The 18,681-nt window shown below is 73.9% G+C and carries 15 protein-coding genes; 5 read left to right on the top strand and 10 right to left on the bottom strand.

Annotation, left to right across the window (positions count from 1 at the left end):
- A complete protein-coding gene (locus ACFF45_RS15260) occupies positions 1-1,254 on the bottom strand; it encodes an ROK family transcriptional regulator (protein WP_381346569.1) in 1,254 nt (417 codons plus the stop codon).
- Between the two features lie 131 nt (positions 1,255-1,385).
- Here ACFF45_RS15260 and ACFF45_RS15255 point away from each other — a divergent pair, with 131 nt between their 5' ends.
- The 4 genes from ACFF45_RS15255 to ACFF45_RS15240 all read left to right on the top strand — a co-directional run bounded on the left by ACFF45_RS15255 (position 1,386) and on the right by ACFF45_RS15240 (position 5,841).
- Positions 1,386-2,603, top strand: a complete 1,218-nt coding sequence (locus tag ACFF45_RS15255; RefSeq protein WP_381346568.1) for an MFS transporter — start codon at positions 1,386-1,388, stop codon at positions 2,601-2,603.
- 42 nt (positions 2,604-2,645) lie between these two features.
- Positions 2,646-4,028, top strand: coding sequence for a uracil-xanthine permease family protein (locus ACFF45_RS15250; protein ID WP_381346567.1), 1,383 nt, complete (start codon positions 2,646-2,648; stop codon positions 4,026-4,028).
- 123 nt (positions 4,029-4,151) lie between these two features.
- Complete coding sequence (locus tag ACFF45_RS15245; protein ID WP_381346566.1) at positions 4,152-4,838, top strand: DUF5995 family protein; 687 nt, start codon at positions 4,152-4,154, stop codon at positions 4,836-4,838.
- Positions 4,839-4,911: 73 nt separating this feature from the next.
- On the top strand, positions 4,912-5,841 hold the full coding sequence (locus ACFF45_RS15240) for an LLM class F420-dependent oxidoreductase (RefSeq protein ID WP_381346565.1): 930 nt from the start codon (positions 4,912-4,914) through the stop codon (positions 5,839-5,841).
- 22 nt (positions 5,842-5,863) lie between these two features.
- Here ACFF45_RS15240 and ACFF45_RS15235 read toward each other — a convergent pair whose 3' ends face one another.
- From ACFF45_RS15235 to fmt, 9 genes are all read right to left on the bottom strand, one after another.
- Positions 5,864-7,561, bottom strand: coding sequence for a flavin monoamine oxidase family protein (locus ACFF45_RS15235; RefSeq protein ID WP_381346564.1), 1,698 nt, complete (start codon positions 7,559-7,561; stop codon positions 5,864-5,866).
- Positions 7,562-7,613: 52 nt separating this feature from the next.
- Entirely contained in the window at positions 7,614-8,402 is a 789-nt protein-coding gene (locus ACFF45_RS15230; protein ID WP_381346563.1) for a carbon-nitrogen hydrolase family protein, read from the bottom strand.
- A gap of 364 nt (positions 8,403-8,766) precedes the next feature.
- A complete protein-coding gene (locus ACFF45_RS15225) occupies positions 8,767-9,219 on the bottom strand; it encodes an Lrp/AsnC family transcriptional regulator (protein ID WP_381346562.1) in 453 nt (150 codons plus the stop codon).
- A gap of 10 nt (positions 9,220-9,229) precedes the next feature.
- Positions 9,230-10,699, bottom strand: a complete 1,470-nt coding sequence (locus ACFF45_RS15220) for an amino acid permease (protein WP_381346561.1) — start codon at positions 10,697-10,699, stop codon at positions 9,230-9,232.
- Between the two features lie 331 nt (positions 10,700-11,030).
- Entirely contained in the window at positions 11,031-12,485 is a 1,455-nt protein-coding gene (locus tag ACFF45_RS15215; RefSeq protein ID WP_381346560.1) for a GuaB1 family IMP dehydrogenase-related protein, read from the bottom strand.
- A 389-nt stretch (positions 12,486-12,874) separates the two neighbouring features.
- Positions 12,875-13,918 carry a sugar-binding transcriptional regulator gene (locus ACFF45_RS15210; RefSeq protein WP_381346559.1) on the bottom strand — a complete coding sequence of 348 codons (1,044 nt, stop codon included), beginning with the start codon at positions 13,916-13,918 and terminating at the stop codon, positions 12,875-12,877.
- A gap of 89 nt (positions 13,919-14,007) precedes the next feature.
- The gene (rpe, locus tag ACFF45_RS15205; RefSeq protein ID WP_381346558.1) at positions 14,008-14,694 is read right to left on the bottom strand and encodes a ribulose-phosphate 3-epimerase; all 687 of its coding nucleotides are present in this window, start codon (positions 14,692-14,694) and stop codon (positions 14,008-14,010) included.
- A gap of 209 nt (positions 14,695-14,903) precedes the next feature.
- The gene (locus ACFF45_RS15200) at positions 14,904-16,322 is read right to left on the bottom strand and encodes an RsmB/NOP family class I SAM-dependent RNA methyltransferase (protein WP_381346557.1); all 1,419 of its coding nucleotides are present in this window, start codon (positions 16,320-16,322) and stop codon (positions 14,904-14,906) included.
- A gap of 68 nt (positions 16,323-16,390) precedes the next feature.
- Positions 16,391-17,323 carry a methionyl-tRNA formyltransferase gene (fmt, locus tag ACFF45_RS15195; protein WP_381346556.1) on the bottom strand — a complete coding sequence of 311 codons (933 nt, stop codon included), beginning with the start codon at positions 17,321-17,323 and terminating at the stop codon, positions 16,391-16,393.
- A gap of 228 nt (positions 17,324-17,551) precedes the next feature.
- On the opposite strand from fmt, the gene ACFF45_RS15190 reads away from it, so the two are divergent.
- A complete protein-coding gene (locus tag ACFF45_RS15190; protein WP_381346555.1) occupies positions 17,552-18,094 on the top strand; it encodes a hypothetical protein in 543 nt (180 codons plus the stop codon).
- Positions 18,095-18,681: the final 587 nt, after the last annotated feature.

Genomic DNA, 18,681 nt, shown 5'->3' with positions numbered 1-18,681 from the left:
CTACCGGCCCGGGGGCGCGAACAGCTCGTCCTGGGCCCGGTCCCGCGCGGTCAGCAGCGCCCCGCGCAGTACGGCGGCGCCGCCCAGGGCACCGGCCCGCACCTCCGTGACCAGCGGTGACATCCGCCGCACCCGCTCGAGAACCAGCCTGGCGAGTACCTCGCCCCCGGCGTGGCCGACCTCCCCGCCGAGCACCACGCACCCCGGGTCCAGGACCGCCACGACGGAGGCGACGCCGAGGCCGAGCCGGTCGGCGAGGGCGTCGAGGAAACGGGCGTCGGCCGACCCGCCCGGGGGCGCCGCGAGGGCGCCGCCGCCGGCCGGCACCGCCGCCACCGCCCCCCGCACCAGCTCGGCGGCTCCCGCCCGCCCGCCGGCCGCACGGACCCCGCATGCCCGGGCCAGCTCCACGACGGCCCCGGCCGCCGCCAGCGAGTGGAAGCCCCCCGTGCAGTCCGTCGCCGACGGCGGCCCGTCCGTGCCCGGCACCGGCAGGAACCCGATCTCCCCCGCGCCCCCGGACGCACCCCGCCGCAGCGCCCCGTCCAGCACCACGGCCGCACCCGTCCCCCGGCCGAGCCACAGCAGGACGAAGGTGTCCCGGTCGCGGGCGGCCCCCTCCCGCTGCTCGGCCAGCGCCGCGAGATTGGTCTCGTTCTCGACGATGACGCGGGTGTCCGGCAGGCGCTCCTGCAGGGCCGCGACCAGCCGGCGGTGCCAGGCGGGCAGGCCGGAGGAGTCGCGCAGGTCGCCGGTGCCGGGGTCGATCAGGCCGGGCGCGCCGATGCCGACGGTGTGCAGCCCTCCCCACTCCCCGACGCCCTCGCGCGCGGGCGCCCCCGCCGCCCCCGCCTGCTTCGCCGTCCGCTCCACCAGCGTCACCGCCAGCTCCACCGCGGACCCGGTGCCGGTGTCGTCGCCGATCGGCACGGAGGCCTCGGCGAGCACCCGGCCGAGCAGGTCGGACACGACCACGGAGACGCCCTCGGTGCGGACGTCGAGGGCGGCCAGGTGGGCGCGGTCGGCGACGATGCCGTACAGCTTGGCGTTGGGCCCGCGCCGCTGCTCGCCCGCCTCGCCGACCACGTCGATCAGGCCGGCGGCGGAGAGGCGGTCGACGAGGTCGGCGACCGTCGGCCGGGACAGGCCGGTCAGCTGCTTCAGCTGCCCGGCCGTCAGCGGGCCCTCCTGCTGCAGCAGCCGCAGGGCGAGCCGGTCGTTGATGGCCCGGGCGGTGCTCGGGGATGCGGGCATGCCGGGATCCTTCCAGATGACGCCTCGTGCCACGCCCCACCGGGCGTCTCCGCCACCTATCTATCAGGCAGGCTCCCTGATAGTTTACCCGCGGACAGGGCCGATGACGGGACGGGACGAGGGGCGGGAACATGAAAGACGTGGTCCACGAGCACCGAGAGGTGATACGCGCCCGGTACGCCGTGGCCGCCGTGTTCGCCGTGCACGGCGGGGTCACCGGCTCGTTCGCCACCCGGGTGCCGTGGATCCAGGACCACGCCTCGGTGAGCCCCGGCCAGCTCGGCCTCGCGCTCGCCTTCCCCGCCCTCGGCGCCTCCCTCGCCATGCCGCTGGCGGGCCGGGTCAGCCACCGCTTCGGCGCCCGGACGGCCCTGCGGGGGCTGCTCGTGCTGTGGACGCTGTCGCTGACCCTGCCCTCCCTCGCGCCCAACCTGCTCGCGCTCTGCCTGGCCCTGTTCACCTTCGGCGCCACGGCCGGCATGTCGGACGTCGCGATGAACGCGCTCGGCGTGGAGGTCGAGAACCGCCTCGGCCGCTCGATCATGTCCGGCCTGCACGGCATGTGGAGCGCGGGCGCGCTGGTCGGCTCGGCCGGCGGCACGCTCGCCGCCCACCTGGGCACGGACGCCCGGCTGCACCACACGCTGGCGGCGGCCTGCCTCACCCTGCTGGGGCTGGTCGCCTGCACCTGGGTGCTGGACCTGCAGCCCGCCGAGGACGAGGAGCCGCCGCCCCGGTTCGCGCTGCCGCCCCGGTCGGCGCTGCTGATCGGCGCGGTCGGGTTCTGCGCGGTGTTCGCCGAGGGCGCGAGCCTGGACTGGTCGGCCATCTACCTGGAGGACGAGCTGGGCGCGTCGGCGGGGCTCGCCGCGGCGTGCACGACCGGCTTCACGCTCACCATGGCGCTCGCCCGGATGGCGGGCGACAAGGTGGTGGACCGCTACGGTTCGGTCCGCACGGTGCGCACCGGCGGGGTCCTCGCCACCGTGGGCGGCGCGCTGATCGTCCTCGGCGACCACCCGGTGACGGCCATGGCGGGCTTCGCGCTGACGGGGCTGGGCATCGCCGTGGTGGTCCCGCTGTGCTTCGCCGTGGCCGGCCGCAGCGGCCCGAACCCCAGCCAGGCCATCGCGGGCGTCGCGACCATCACCTACACCTCGGGGCTGATCGCCCCCAGCGCGATCGGCACGCTGGCGCAGGCGACCAGCCTGGTGGTGTCGTTCGCCCTGGTGACCGTCCTGTCGGGCGGCCTCGCGGTGTTCGCGGGCGTGCTGCGCTCCGGCGACCGGGACCGCCCGAAGGAGGCCGGCGGCCGCCGGCCGGTACGGAGCGACCGCGACCAGCCGTGACAATGGTCCGGCACTGCACGTACGACGAAAGCGACACCTGACATGGATCTCGGCGTCCGCTGGAAACTGCACGGCGACGGACGCACCCCGGCGCCCGGAACGGTGGTCCGGCCCGACGAACGGCTGACCTGGCCGCGCACCGCCGGGCTGGGCGCCCAGCACGTGGTCGCGATGTTCGGGGCCTCCTTCGTGGCGCCGGTCCTGATGGGCCTGGACCCCAACCTCGCGATCATGATGTCGGGCGTCGCCACGGTGGTCTTCCTGCTCGCCACCCGCGGCCGGGTACCGAGCTACCTGGGCTGCTCGCTGTCCTTCGTGGGCGTCGCGGCGGTGATCCGGGCCCAGGGCGGCACCAGCGCCACGGTGACCGGCGCGGTCCTCGTGGTCGGCGCGGTGCTCCTCTTGGCGGGGCTCGCCGTACGGCGCTTCGGCGCGCGGATCATCCACGTGACCATGCCGCCGATCGTCACCGGCGCGGTGGTGATGCTGATCGGCTTCAACCTCGCCCCGGTCACCGCCTCCACCTACTGGCCGCAGGACCAGTGGACCGCGCTGCTGGTGATGCTCATCACCGGTCTGGCCGTCGTCTGTCTGCGCGGCTTCTGGTCCCGGATCGCGATCTTCCTGGGCCTGCTCTTCGGCTACGGCGTCTCCTGGGCGCTCGACCGGATCTTCGGCCGCATCCACTCGGCCGACGCGAGCGGCGAGGTCACCGACCACTGGCGGCTGGACCTCTCCGGCGTCGCCGACGCCGACTGGATCGGCCTGCCCTCCTTCCACGGGCCGTCCTTCGAGTGGTCGGCGATCCTGGTCGCGCTGCCGGTCGTGATCGCGCTGGTCGCGGAGAACGCCGGGCACGTCAAGGCGGTCGGTGAGATGACCGGCGACCCGCTGGACGACAAGCTCGGTACGGCGATCGCCGCCGACGGCGTCGGCTCGATGCTGTCCACCGCGGCCGGCGGCCCGCCCACCACGACGTACTCCGAGAACATCGGTGTGATGGCCGCGACCCGCGTCTACTCCACGGCCGCCTACTGGGCCGCCGCCGGCTTCGCCCTGCTGTTCGGGCTCTGCCCCAAGTTCGGCGCGGTGGTGGCCGCGATCCCGGGCGGGGTGCTCGGCGGCATCACCGTCATCCTGTACGGCATGATCGGCCTGCTCGGCGCCCAGATCTGGATCAACGCCAGGGTGGACCTGCGCAATCCGCTGAACCTGGTACCGGCCGCGGCGGGCGTCATCATCGGCGTCGGCAACGTCTCGATGACGTTCACCGACACGTTCTCGCTGAGCGGCATCGCCCTCGGCACGCTCGTCGTCATCACCGGCTACCACGCGCTGCGGGCCTTCGCCCCGGCGCATCTCAAGACGCAGCGGCCGCTGCTGGACGAGGGCACGTCCCGCTACGACGACGAGGCCACGCCGTAGGCGTACGAGGACGTACGAGGACGCCGAGCCGCGGGCCCGCGCGCGGGAGCGGCGTTCCCCCGTTCTGGGGAAGCGCCGGGCCCGCCGGCCCCGGGGCCGGTCCGGGGCTGGGACCCTGCCCCCATGACGCAGTTGGAAGAGTTCACCACTCCCGTGGACGCGGTCGTCTCCCGGATGCGCGCGCTGGCCGCGGCCCTGCCCGCACAGGACGGGGTCGCGGTCTTCAACCGCGTCTACCTCGCCGTCACCGAGGCCGTCGACCACCACGTCGACGCCGGGTGCTTCCCGGACCCGCGGGCCGCGATCACGCTGGACGTGCGGTTCGCGGAGCGCTACCTGGCGGCCGTGGACGCGGTCGCGGCGGACCGCCGTCCGCCGGCCTGCTGGCAGCCGCTGTTCCAGCTCCGCCGCCATCCCGGCGTACGGCCGCCGCAGTTCGCGCTCGCGGGCATCAACGCGCACATCGGGCACGACCTCGCGCTCGCCGTCGTGGACGCCTGCCGCACGCTCGACTGCGAACCGGTCGAGCTGGAGGACGAGTTCGACCGCGTGGGCGATCTCCTCGTGACGCTGGAGGAGCACATCCGCGAGGATCTGATGCCGGGTCCCGACCTGCTGCAGATCGCCGACCCGCTCACGCATCTGCTCGGCGCGTGGAGCCTGGAGCGCGCGCGGGACGCCGCCTGGTCGGCGGCGCGGGCGCTGTGGGCGCTGCGGCGGCTGCCCGAGCTCGCGGCCGAGTTCACCGAGCGGCTGGACGCGGCGGTGGGCCTGGCCGGCCGGATGATGCTCACGCCGCTCCCCGACTGACACGGCACCCGGAACTCCCGTACGCCACTCGGGCGTTGACCATCGGTACCCCGACTGCGAAGGAGCACACGGCATGGCGATCCGGCTCGGCCTCGGCCTCCCCCAGATGCGGCAGTACGGCCTCGGCAGGGACGTGCCCGACGTGGCCCGCGCGGCCGAGCGGATCGGCTACGACAGCCTGTGGGTGTTCGAGCGCGCCCTGTTCCCGGAGCCCGCCACCCAGGGCCTGTACGGCGTCGAGGGCCTGCCCTGGCCGGACGCCTACCGGCACGTGGCCGACCCGCTGGTGACGCTCACGCTGGCGGCGGCGGCCACCGAGCGGGCCGAGCTGGGCACCGGCGTGCTGGTGGCGCCGCTGCACGTGCCGTTCCAGCTCGCCAAGGCGCTCGCCAGCCTGGACGCGGCGAGCGGCGGCCGGGTGGTCGCCGGGTTCGGCACGGGCTGGTCCCTCGACGAGTACGCGGCGGCGTCGGTCCGCCCGTTCGAGGAGCGGGGCCAGGTCCTGGACGAGCTGATCGGGGTGTGCCGCGCGGTGTGGGGCCCGGACCCGGTCCGCTACGACGGGCGGCTCACCAAGGTCGAGTCGGCGGCGGTCGGCCCCAAGCCGGCCCGGCCCATCCCCGTCCTGCTGCCGGCGAACGGCCCCAGGGCGCAGCGCCGGCTCGTCGACCACGCCGACGGCTGGCTGCCGGTGGGCATGGACGCCGACGCCCTGGCCGCGCAGTGGCACCGGCTGCGGGAGCTGGCCGACGAGCGGGGCCGCACGGAGCCGCTGCGGACGGTGGTGCGGGTGAACGCGGAGTACGCGCCGAAGCCGTACGAGGGCCCGGACCGCCGGCCCTTCCAGGGCAGCGTCGACCAGATCGTCGAGGACCTCGTGCCGTACGCCGCGATCGGCCTGGAGGAGGTGCTGGTGGATCTCCAGAGCACCCCGAGGGACGCCGAGGAGCTCAAGGACGTGGCCGCGCGGGTCTACGAGAAGGCCCGCGCGGCCGGGGTGTGAGGCCCGGCCGGCGTCCGGCCGGTCAGTCCTCCGGGAGCTCCACCGGCGCGATCTCGTCGTAGACGTCGCCGGGGCCGGGGTTGGCCGCGTCGGTCTCGCCGCCGAAGTGGTGCATGACGCCCCAGACCGCGTTCAGCGCGGTCTGGACGGCGCCCTCGGCCCAGCCCGCCGTCCAGGAGATGTCGTCGCCGGCGAGGAAGAGGCCCCGCCTGTCCTCGGGCAGCCGGTCCTGCATGAAGTGCGTGAACAGGCGCCGCTGGTAGCGGTAGTGACCGGGCAGGTTGGCCTTGAACGCGCCCATGAAGCAGGGCTCGTCCTCCCAGGAGACCGTCACCGGGTTGCCGATGACGTGCTTGCGGATGTCGACCTTCGGGTAGATCTCGCCGAGCGACTTCAGCATGACCTCCATCCGCTCGCCGGCGGACAGCGGCAGCCACTTCAGGCTGTCGTCGCACCAGGTGTACGACAGGCAGATCACGGCCGGCTTGTCCGGGCCGTCGTCCAGCAGGTAGGTGCCGCGGGTCATCCGGTCGGTGAGCGTCATCGACATGACGTCGCGGCCCGTCTCCTCGTCCTTGTCCAGCCAGAACGGCCGGTCCACGGGCACGAAGAGCTTGGAGGACTCCATGTAGTGGGTGCGCTCGATGGCGGTCCAGTGGTCGATCGGGAAGAGCGAGTCGTCGCACTGGATCTTCGACAGCAGCATCCAGGACTGGGCGGTGAAGACCGCCGCCCGGTAGGTGCGGATGTCGCCGTCGGCGTCCGTGACCGTGATGCCGTTGCCCGCGGTGCGGTTCAGCCGCGTCACGGCCGGGCGGGGCTCGCCGCCCTCGTGCAGCGAGGCCAGCGAGGTGCCGTACGGCCAGTGCACGATCTTCTCCGGCTCGCGCTCCCACAGCCGCAGCGGCAGCTGCTGGGAGCCGCCGACGATGCCGCGGTGGTGGTCGTCGGCCTCGGTGTAGACGACCCGCAGGATCTCCAGGACGGAGTTGGGGAAGTCGGTGTCCCAGCCGCCGGTGCCGAAGCCGACCTGGCCGAAGATCTCCCGGTGCCGGAAGGACGTGAAGGCGTCGGAGTCGCAGAGGAAGCCGTAGAAGGTCTGGTTGTCGAGCTTCTCGACGAGCTTCGCCCAGATCTCGCGGATGCGCGGCACGTCCCGCTCGCGCATCGCCCGGTTCATGTCGGAGAAGTCGGCGCCCTCTTCGAGGCACTTGTTCCACGCCTCGGCGACGTCGCGGTAGACCTGCGGCAGGTCGTCGATGGTCTCGGCGTAGTGCGACTCGCCCTTGAGGTCCACGACGGTCGAGGGAGTGGCCTCGGCCAGCGGGTTGGGGAAGGGGCGGGTCGTGAGGCCCACCAGGTCGATGTAGTGCTGCAACGCCGTGGAGGACGGCGGGAAGCGCATCGCGCCCAGCTCGGCGGTGAGCGACTCGTCGCAGCCCTCGAAGCCCACGGTGCGCAGCCGGCCGCCGATCCTGTCGGCCTCGTGGACGACGGGCTTGAGGCCCATCTTCATCAGCTCGTAGGCGGCCACGATGCCGGACAGGCCGCCGCCGATGACCGCGACCTCCGTGCCGTGCTCGGTCGCCGGGATCTGGCCGAGGCCCGCCGGGTGGGCGAGGAAGTCGTCGTACGCGTACGGGAAGTCCGGGCCGAACATGGTGATCGGCGGCTGCTGCTCGTCTGCGTGCTCGACGGCGTTGGGCACCGTGGACGTCATGGGGTACGGACTCCTTGCGCGGAACGAGGATCAGAGGGGTGTGGGAGGAGGTTCAGATCAGGGACCCGTAGAGGCCGGGGCGGCGGTCCTTCAGGTAGGGGCCGGCCTCGCGGGAGGCGGCCAGGAAGGCGGGGTCCACGTCGGCGAGGACGAGTTCCGGGCCGCGCCCGGCCCGGGCGCGGGCGAACCCGTCCGGCCCGGCGAGGGCGGACAGCCCCACGAACTCGAACTCGCCCTCGTGGCCGACCCGGTTGACGTACGCCACGTACATCTGGTTCTCGAAGGCCCGCACCGGCACCAGCGACTCGGCGACGAACTGGTACGGGTGCATCTGCGCGGTCGGCACCAGCAGCAGGTCGGTGCCGGCGAGGGCGTGCGCGCGGACGTTCTCCGGGAACTCGACGTCGTAGCAGATCATGATCCCGACCCGCAGGCCGCCCAGGTCGGCCTGGACGACCGGCTGCTCGCCCGGCGTGAAGTGGTCGCGCTCGAAGCAGCCGAAGAGGTGGGTCTTGCGGTAGTTGGCCAGGCGGGTGCCGTCCGCGGAGATCAGCTGGGCGGAGTTGAAGACCGCGTCCGCGGCGCGCTCCGGGTAGCCGTACGCGATCGCCAGGCCGTGCCGCGCGGCGATGCCGGCGATCGCGGCGGCGGCGTCCCCGTCGGCGGGCTCGGCCAGGCGGGCGATGCCGTCGCCGATCGCGTACCCGGTCAGGAACATCTCCGGCGTGACCAGCAGCCCGGCACCCGCGGCGGCGGCGCGGCCCGCGGCCTCGTCGAGGACCTTCAGGTTCTCGGCGGTGGAGCCGGGCCGGCCGGAGCTCTGGAGCAGGGCGGTACGCATGGGTGTTCCTCACCGGTACGGATGGGTGTGGGGGCCACGTAGACCGTACGGGCGGCGGGCGCACCCGGACAAGGAGCAGCCGTTGCGCGCTGACGAGCTGATCGTTGCGTCCGTTCCGGCCCACTCGGCGATTCGTTGCGCGCCCCCGGACGTGCGGTCCCGGCTCTCGGCAGGCTGGGGAACTCCCCGGCGCGGGACGGCACGCGGCACCGGGGGTTCCCACGCCGGGCGGGACGGCACGCGGCACCGGGGGTTCCCACGCCGGGCGGACCGGCACGCGGCACCGGGGCTCCGGACCGGGCTCACGCCCCCGGCGGCGCCGCGCCCGGTGCCCCGGAAGGAACGGGGTCGCCGCGCGCCGGTGTCAGGTGGGCGAGCCCGAGGAGAAGCGCCGCAGCAGCGGCGACAGCACGAGCACGGACTTGGTCCGCTCCACGAACGGCTCTCCGGCGATCCGCTCCAGGACCCGTTCGAAGTGCCGCATGTCGGAGGCGAAGACCTGGGCGATCGCGTCCGCGTCCCCGGTGACGGTGGACGCGGCCACGACCTCCTGGTAGCGCTCCAGGCCCCGCTGGATGGTCTCCGGCGAGGTGTTGCGGCGGCAGTGGATCTCGACGAACCCCTCGGTCTCCCAGCCGAGCGCCGACGGGTCCACCCGGACGGTGAACCCGGTGATGGCGCCGGTGGCGCGCAGCCGGTCCACGCGCCGCTTCACGGCCGGCGCGGACAGGCCGACGAGCTGCCCGATGTCCGCGTAGGAGCGGCGGGCGTCCTCGGCGAGGGCGTGCACGATGCGTTCGTCGAGATCGTTCAGCACTGCGGGCGGTTCACTTCACTTCGGGTCCGGCGAGACGGGAACGGCGGTGGCCGTACAGGAAGTAGAACACGAGACCGGCGGCCATCCAGCACCCGAAGACCACCCAGGTCACGGTGTCGAGGCTGAACATGTTGTACGCGCAGAAGGCGAAGCCCAGGACCGGCAGCACGGGCCCGAACGGTACCTTGAAGGTGCGCTCCAGCTCCGGCCGCCGGTAACGCAGGACGATCACCGCGATGTTGACCAGGGCGAAGGCGAACAGCGTGCCGATGCTGGTGGCGTCGACCAGCTTGCCCAGCGGGATCAGGGCGGCGAGCACGCCGCAGAACAGCGAGACGATCACGGTGTTCAGGCGGGGCGTGCCGGTCTTCTCGTGCACCGTGCCGAGCGCCTTGGGGACCAGGCCGTCGCGGGACATCGCGAACAGGATGCGGGTCTGGCCGTAGAGCACGGTGAGGACGACGCTGGCGATGGAGATGACCGCGCCGAGGGCGAGCAGCGTGCCCCAGAAGGTCTGGCCGCTGACGTCGTTCATGATCGCGGCGAGGGAGGCCTCGGAGCCCTCGAACTCGGTCCAGTTCCAGGCGCCGACCGCGACGGCCGCGACGAGCACGTACAGCGCGGTCACGATGATCAGCGACAGCATGATCGCCCGGGGCAGGTCCTTCTTGGGGTCCTTCGCCTCCTCACCGGCGGTGGAGGCGGCGTCGAAGCCGATGTAGGAGAAGAACAGCGTGGCTCCGGCGGCGCTGACGCCGGCCATGCCCAGCGGCATGAAGTCGGCGTAGTTGCCGGACTCGAAGCCCGTGAAGCCGATCGCGCAGAACAGCACCAACGCGGCGATCTTGACCGCGACCATGACGGTGTTGGCGCGGGCGGACTCGCGCACCCCGCCGAGCAGGAAGACCATCGCCAGCAGTACGACGATCAGCGCGGGCAGGTTGATGACACCGCCCTCACCCGGCGCCGAGGACAGCGCGGAGGGGATGGTGACACCGATGGTCCCGTCGAGCAGCTCGTTGAGGTACTCGCCCCAGCCGACCGCGACGGCGGCCACCGACACGCCGTACTCCAGCACCAGGCACCAGCCGCAGATCCAGGCGACGAGTTCGCCCATCGTTGCGTACGCGTACGAGTACGAGGAGCCCGCGACCGGGATGCTGCCCGCCAGCTCGGCGTAGGACAGGGCCGAGAACAGCGCCGTCAGACCGGCGATGACGAACGCCAGGGTGACCGCGGGGCCGGCCTCGGGGACGGCGTCGCCGAGGACGACGAAGATGCCGGTGCCGAGCGTGGCGCCGATGCTGATCATGGTGAGCTGCCACAGGCCGAGGGAGCGGCGGAGCGACCCTCCCTCACCCTGGCCGCCCTCGGCGACCAGGTGTTCCACGGGCTTGCGGCGCATCAGGCGCGCACCGAACCCGAGGGGCGCGGGGCCGGTCTTGCTGCTGTGCTGCGGGGGTGCGCCTTGGTCGAGCACGCGCTGGCTCCTTTGTCGCTGCCGGTCAGGCGGACGGGGACCGGCGGCACCCCGGGACGACCGGGGACCCACCGAGCGGAGTCCCCGCCACGCCACGTACGAGGCGACAGCCTACGAGCACCGGCGTTGCCGGTGTAATGCAGCAACCTTGCGCATGTCCGCACGATCATTGCGTTCCCGGACGGCGGGCGGGTGTTTCGTTGCACGGCGGCTGTCGACTGTTGCGTGTCGGACATCCCGGGTTCACCCCGGACAACGCCCCGGCCGGACACGGACGGCCCCCGTGGGGCCTCGTCCGAGGTCCGGCGGGGGCCGCGCGCAGGGCAGTCGATCAGTTCCAGCTGGCGTACAGCGGCTTGCCCTCGGCGTAGCCGGCGGCGCTCTGGACGCCCACGACGGCCTTGTCGGCGAACTCCTCCAGGGAGGCCGCGCCGGCGTAGGTGCAGGACGAACGGACGCCCGCGATGATCGAGTCGATCAGGTCCTCGACGCCGGGGCGGTCCGGGTCGAGGAACATCCGCGAGGTGGAGATGCCCTCCTCGAACAGGCCCTTGCGGGCCCGGTCGTACGCCGACTCCTCGGAGGTGCGGTTGGCCACGGCGCGCGCGGACGCCATGCCGAACGACTCCTTGTAGAACCGGCCGCTCGCGTCCTGGTGCAGGTCGCCCGGCGACTCGTACGTCCCGGCGAACCAGGAGCCGATCATCACGTTGGACGCGCCGGCGGCCAGGGCCATCGCCACGTCGCGCGGGTGCCGGACCCCACCGTCCGCCCACACGTGCTTGCCGTACTTCTTCGCCTCCGCGGCGCACTCCAGCACGGCCGAGAACTGGGGCCGGCCCACGCCGGTCATCATCCGGGTGGTGCACATGGCGCCCGGGCCGACACCGACCTTGATGATGTCGGCGCCCGCCTCGATCAGGTCGCGCACGCCCTCGGCCGAGACGATGTTGCCGGCCACGATCGGCACCTCGGGGTCGAGAGCGCGCACCACCTTGATCGCGGCGATCATCGACTCCTGGTGGCCGTGGGCGGTGTCGATGACGAGGGTGTCGACACCCGCGTCGAGCAGTTGCTCGGCCTTGCCCGCCACGTCGCCGTTGATGCCGACGGCGGCGGCGATCCGCAGCCGGCCCCGGTCGTCGACGGCCGGCGTGTACAGCGTGGCGCGCAGCGCGCCCTTGCGGGTGAGGATGCCGGCCAGCCGGCCGTCGGCGTCGACGGCGGGGGCGTAGCGCCGGTTGTGGTGGTCGAGGGTGTTGAACGCCTCGCGGGGGTCCATGCCGGCGTCGAGCAGCAGCAACTCGTCCTTGGACATGACCACTTCGAGCTGGGTGAAGCGGTCGACGCCGGTGAGGTCCCGGTCGGTGACGACACCGATCGGGCGGTGCTCCTCGTCCACGACCACACCGGCGTTGTGCGCCCGCTTGGGCAGCAGGGCGAGCGCGTCGGCGACGGTCTGGTGCGGCGCCAGCACGATGGGGGTGTCGAGGACCAGGTGACGGCTCTTCACCCAGGAGACCACGTCGGTGACGACGTCGATCGGGATGTCCTGCGGGATGACCACGAGACCGCCGCGCCGGGCCACGGTCTCGGCCATACGACGGCCGGCGATGGCGGTCATGTTGGCGACGACGAGTGGAATCGTGGTGCCCGTGCCGTCCGGGGAGCTGAGGTCGACGCCCTGACGGGAGCCGACCGCGCTGCGGCTCGGCACCATGAACACGTCGTCGTACGTCAGGTCGTACGAGGGCCGGAGGTCGTTGAGGAAACGCACGTGCTGCACATCCCAGTCGTTCAGAGGTGGCCCCCGGACAGGACAGCCAGGGGGAAGAGCACGTACTTCATTCTCCCATGGCGACCGTCATGCCCGGCCCGGTGACTTCATCCAGGCAGGTCAGGGGTGCTTTCGGAGGATCCTCCAGCACGAGGGACGCGGCCGGCCCGGGCGTCGCGGCCGGCCCGGGCATCGCGGCCGGCCCGGGCATCGCGGCCGGCCCGGGCATCGCGGCCGCGGCCTGCGCGGACACCCGCCGGGCGGTCTCCCGCTCCCCCGGCCGCGCCGTCGCCCGCGACCGCCCGTCCCGTACCACGGCCGGGCCGCCCCGGCCCCGTCGCCGCCGCGGGGACGGGCCGCGGCGGCGTACCGTCGCGGCCCACCCGGGTGACGTCCCGTCAGTTCCCGTCCGGGTCGGCCCGGTTCAGCGCCGGCCGCGGCGTCGGGCCGGCCGTCATCAGGTAGTCGGCCGCGGAGGTGTCCGTGACCAGGCTGGTGACGAGCCCCGACCGCAGCACCGCGTCGATCGCGGCCGCCTTGCGCTGCCCGCCCGCTATCGCGACGACCTCGGGAACACGGCGGAGCTGGTCGGCCGTGACCGTGATGCACCGCTCCCCCAGGTCCCGCCCGACCCGGCGCCCGTCGGCGTCGAAGAGGTGCGCGGACATCTCGGCGGCGACTCCGAGGGAGGCGTAGTGCGAGCGCTCCTCGTCGCTGAGCATGTCGTGCACCGTGGAGATGCCCGGCTCCCAGGAGCCGATGGAGACACAGGCGACGGTGACCTTGTCGAAGTACTCGAAGGCCCGGGCGATCCCCGTCTGGTGGCGCAGCGCGGCCGCGGTGGCGGCGTCCGGCAGCAGCATCGGCGCGTAGATGGGGTGGGCGTCGCCGCCGGAGACCTGCGCGGCCCGGCGGACGGCCTCGACGGAACCGCGCTCGGCGGTCCCGGCGTCGTACACGCCCGTCAGCTGCACCACCGTGCAGGGCGGCAGCTTGTCGAGGGCGGCGGCCATGTGGATGGTGGACCGGCCCCAGGCCAGCCCGAGCACATCGCCCTCGTCGACCAGCTCGCCGAGCAGGTCGGCCGCCACCTCGCCCAGGTTCTCGGGGTCGGGGGTCTCCTCGGCCTCGGCCGGGGACTCGACCACGACGGCGTGCCGCAGGCCGTACCGGGCGCGCAGCGCGTCCGAGCGCTCCGCGTCCAGCTCGGCCGGCACCCGGATCTCGATGCGTACGAGATCCCGTTCGAGGGCGGTCTCCAGGACCCGGGCCACCTTGAAGCGGCTGACGCCGAACTCCTCGGCGATCTGGATCTTGGACTTCCCCTCGAGGTAGAAGCGGCGGGCCATGGCCGCCGCCTGCACCAGCTCAGCGGGTCCCATCCGCATGGCTGACCGGCCCGCCGACATACCCGACACGGCGATCTCCTCACTGCTGTTCACACTCTGGATTCGCCGTTCATCCTTGCAGATCCGGCGCGCTCGATCAGCCCTGCTGGGCGCCCGACGGGCGCCGTTCACGTAACCGTGGCTCAGTGGTCGCACGCCCATGCCGCGTGTTCCGTCGCGGCCTGTGCCTTGGCGCGCAGGGCACGCACCGCGGCGGCCGGGTCGGCGGCCCCGTACACGGCGGAACCGGCCACGAAGACATCGGCGCCCGCCTCCGCGCACCGCTCGATCGTGGCGTCCGAGACCCCGCCGTCGACCTGCAGCCACAGCTCCAGACCGTGCTTGGCGATCAGCTCCCGGGTGCGGCGGATCTTGGGCAGCACGATGTCGAGGAACGCCTGCCCGCCGAAGCCCGGCTCGACCGTCATGATCAGCAGCATGTCCAGCTCGGGGAGCAGGTCCTCGTACGGTTCGACGGGCGTCGCCGGCTTCAGCGCCATGGACGCGCGGGCGCCCTTGGCCCGGATCTCCCGGGCCAGCCGTACCGGCGCGGCGGCCGCTTCCACGTGGAAGGTGACCGAGGAGGCACCCGCCTCGACGTACTGCGGGGCCCACCGATCGGGGGCCTCGATCATCAGATGGCAGTCCAGCGGGGTGTCCGTCGCACGGGCCAGGGACTCCACGACCGGCACGCCGAGCGTGAGGTTGGGGACGAAATGGTTGTCCATGACGTCGACATGGAGCCAGTCGGCCCCTTCGACCGCCCGCGCCTCGTCGGCGAGACGGGCGAAGTCGGCGGACAGGATGCTGGGGTTGATCTGCACGGCCATGCCCCAAGCGTATGCGCTGCGCGGTGTTCGGGAGCCCTTGGGCGACGAGGGGCCTCGGGGCTGGGGCCCCTGGAAAGCCGGGGATCCTCGGCAGGAGGACGGCCCTCGGGGCTGGGGCCGCATGCGAGGGGGTCTCGGGGGGCGGGGCCCTCGGGGTGTGCAGGGCCCCGGATCGCGCAGGGGTGCGGCCGGTCCGGCGTGCCACGGGCTCAGCCGGTCCGGCGGAGGATCGCCAGGTACATCGCGTCGGTCCCGTGCAGATGCGGCCACAGCTGAACGTCCGGACCGTCCCCGAGGTCCGGTACGCCGGGCAGCAGCGGCCGCGCGTCCACCAGCTCCGTCGCCGGGAACTGCTTGAGCACGTCGGCGACCACGGCCCGGGTCTCCGCGAGGTGCGGCGAGCAGGTGGCGTACCCGACGACACCGCCGACCCGGACCGACTCCAGAGCGGTGCGCAGCAGCCCGCGTTGCAGCGGGGCGAACCCGTCGAGGTCCTCCGGGCGGCGCCGCCAGCGCGCCTCGGGCCGCCGGCGCAGCGCGCCGAGCCCGGTGCAGGGCACGTCCATCAGCACCCGGTCGAACGAGCCGGGCCGCCACGGCGGCCGGGTCCCGTCGGCGGCGATGACCTGGTACGGCCCCGGGTTGCCGTGCAGCGCCCTGGCCACCAGCCCCGCCCGGTGCGGCTGCTTCTCGGAGGCGAGCAGCGTGGCGCCCCGCCCGGCGGCGAGCGCGCCGAGCAGCGCCGCCTTGCCGCCCGGTCCGGCACACCCGTCCAGCCACTTCCGGTCGGGCCCGTCGAGCGGGGCGTCGGCCAGGGCCAGCGCGACCAGCTGGCTGCCCTCGTCCTGCACGCCGGCCCGGCCGTCCCGGACGGCCTCCACCGCGCCCGGCTCCCCGCCCTCGGTGAGCCGCACGGCGTACGGCGACCAGCGCCCCGGCTCGGCGGCGTCCTCGCGCAGCAGCTCGTCCGTGGTGGACCGGCCCGGCCGCGCGACCAGCGTCACCTCGGGCCGCTCGTTGTCGGCCGCCAGCAGCTCCTCGATCCCGCTCCGGCCGCCGCCGAGCGAGTCCCACAGGGCGGAGACGACCCAGCGCGGGTGCGAGTGCACGACGGCCAGATGATCCTCGGGGTCCTCGTCGTAGGGCGGCGCGACCTGCTCCAGCCACCCGTCGAGATCGTGCCGCGCGACCTTGCGCAGCACGGCGTTGACGAACTTGGCCCGCCCGTCGCCGAGCACCACCCGGGCCAGTTCCACGGTGGCCGACACGGCCGCGTGCGAGGGGATCCGCGTGCCCAGCAGCTGGTGCGCGCCGAGGCTGAGCACGTCCAGCACCGGCGGGTCGACCTCCCGCAGCGGCCGGTCGACGCACTCCGCGAGCACCGCGTCGTACGTGCCCTGCCGGCGCAGTGTCCCGTACACCAGCTCGGTCGCCAGCGCCGCGTCCCGCCCGTCGAAGGTCCCGCCCTCCCGGGCCTTGCGCAGCAGCGGCGGCAGGACGAGGTTCGCGTACGCGTCCCTCTCGTCGACGGCCCGCAGCGCCTCGAAGGCGAGGATGCGGACGGGGTCCTTCTTGGGCCGACGGTAGGGCTTGCCGGGCGTGCGGGGCCGACGGGAGATGTCACTCACGTAAAGGTGCTCCGGAGTTCTGTATACGGTGTGCACCCCAGCCTACGTCGCACCGCCCCGGCGGCGGCTCAGCCCCCGAGCCTCTCGCCGTCCGCGATCCGCACGCCGCGCGCCCAGTCCGCCGCCCGCATCGGCTTCTTGCCCTGGGCCTGCACCCACAGCAGCTCGACGGCGTGCGAACCGGTGCCGACGTGCACGGTGTTCTTGCCGGCGGACAGCTGCCCCGGGGCGAGGTCCGCCCGGTCCGGCACGAGCGCGACCTGCACCAGCTTCAGCCGCTCGCCCCGGAAGGTGGTCCAGGCACCGGGCGCCGGGGTGCAGCCGCGCACCACCCGGTCCACCCGCAGGGCGGGCGTCGCCCAGTCGATCCGGGCGTCCTCGACGGTGATCTTCGGCGCCAGGGTGACCCCGTCGGCGGGCTGCGGTACGGCGTTCAGGGTGCCGTCCGCGATGCCGTCCATGGTCGCGGCGAGCAGCCCGGCGCCCGCGAAGGCGAGCCGGGTCAGCAGGTCGCCGCTGGTGTCGGCGGGGCGGATCGTCTCGGTCACGGTCCCGTAGACGGGTCCCGAGTCGAGCCCCTCCTCGATCAGGAAGGTGGACGCGCCCGTGATCTCGTCGCCCGCCATGACGGCGTGCTGCACGGGCGCGGCGCCGCGCCAGGCGGGCAGCAGCGAGAAGTGCAGGTTGACCCAGCCGTGGGCCGGGATGTCGAGGGCCACTCTCGGCAGCAGCGCCCCGTACGCCACGACGGGGCAGCAGTCCGGGCCGATCTCCCGCAGCCGCTCCAGGAACTCCGGCTCCCGCGGCCGGGCCGGCTTCAGCACCTCGATGCCGGCCTCCTCGGCCCGCTCGGCCACGGGGGACGCGACCAGCCTGCGGCCCCGCCCGGCCGGCGCGTCCGGGCGCGTGACGACGGCGACCACCTCGTGCCGCCCGGAGTCGAGCAGGGCGGCCAGAGCGGGAACAGCGACCTCGGGGGTACCGGCGAAGACGAGCTTCATGGGCGGACACGGGCCTCTCGGCTGGGTGGGTCAGGGGCAACGCACCAGTCTAGGAGCCCGGATGACCGCGCCGGCGCACCAGCTCCGGGGAACGGCGCGCGCACAAGCCCCCGCGCCCCCACACCGTGACCCCCGGCCCCCGGACGCGTTGGTCAAGAAAGAGTTGACCAACGGGCCGCCCCAGCGGCCCGATCCTTTCTCCTCAACGCCGGTTCGAGAGGCTTGTTCATGGCCGACCACGCAACCCACGACGCCCAGGCTCGGGCCAGCCTGCACTTGCTGGTGCGGGACATCGAGCGGGTCCGCCGGCAGGTGGACGCACTGCGCACGCTCACCGCCCAGCTGGGCAACGTCTACCGCCCGCGCCGCTCCGGGCCCGCCACGGGCTTCGTCGTCTACGGACGCGCTCCCGCCCCGACGGTCCGTCTCGCCCAGGAGCTGCGGGACAGCGTCGAGACCCTGGTCACGGCCGCGGTGGACTTCGACCGTTCACTCGGCTTCTCGTGGGACGCGGTGGGCTCCGCCCTGGGCGTCACCAAGCAGGCGGTGCACCGCCGCTACGGCTCCCGCCGCGCCACCGCGCAGGCGGCGGCCGAGGCCGACCGGGCCGCGGAGGGGTCAGGGACGCGCACGCTGAACGTCGGCACGGGCATCCCCGCCGTTCCGACGGTCCCCGCGGCCCGCTCGATGCCGACCCAGCCCACGGCGGGCAGCCCGTCGCTGCGCGACGAGGTCCGTCCGACCGCCTTCCCCGGCCCCCGCAACGGCTGACCCCGGCCACCGGCCCCGCCCTCCCGCTCCCACCGGGAAGGGCGGCCGTCCGTCCGATCCGCGTCCCAGCCGACGCCAGAGGGCGTCCCTCCGGCTCGCTCCACCCCCTCACGCGGCACCGCCGGCCCCGCCTCGAACGCCCGCCCGGGTACGGGGTTCAGCCGCCCCACCCGGCGTACCCGACAGGGCAGCCACCCCTCCGGCCCCGGCCGACGCGGATCGCACCGAACCCCCACGCACCCGGGACCTCCACGACAGCCGAGCCCCGAGCCACCTGCCCGGCCCTCAGCCCTCGTGGTCCCCGGGTACGAGGGCCACGCCACTGCCGGGCGGACCGGCCCGCACCCCGCAGGACCGCCGCGACAGCCGAGCCCCGAGCCGCCGGCCCCGCCCACCCGGCAGGCAGGCAGCCACCCCACCGCTCCCGGCCGATACCGGGCGAACCGGCCCGCACCCCGCAGGACCACCGCGACAGCCGAGCCCCGAACCGCCGGCCCCGCCCACCCGGCAGGCAGCCACCCCACCGCTCCCCGCCGATACCGGGCGAACCGGCCCGCACCCCGCAGGACCACCGCGACAGCCGAGCC

The organism is Streptomyces cinereospinus (assembly GCF_042430725.1).
Lineage (GTDB): Bacteria > Actinomycetota > Actinomycetes > Streptomycetales > Streptomycetaceae > Streptomyces > Streptomyces cinereospinus.
The sequence above is the reverse complement of the archived record's forward strand: the minus strand, read 5'-3'. Positions and strand labels throughout refer to the sequence as shown.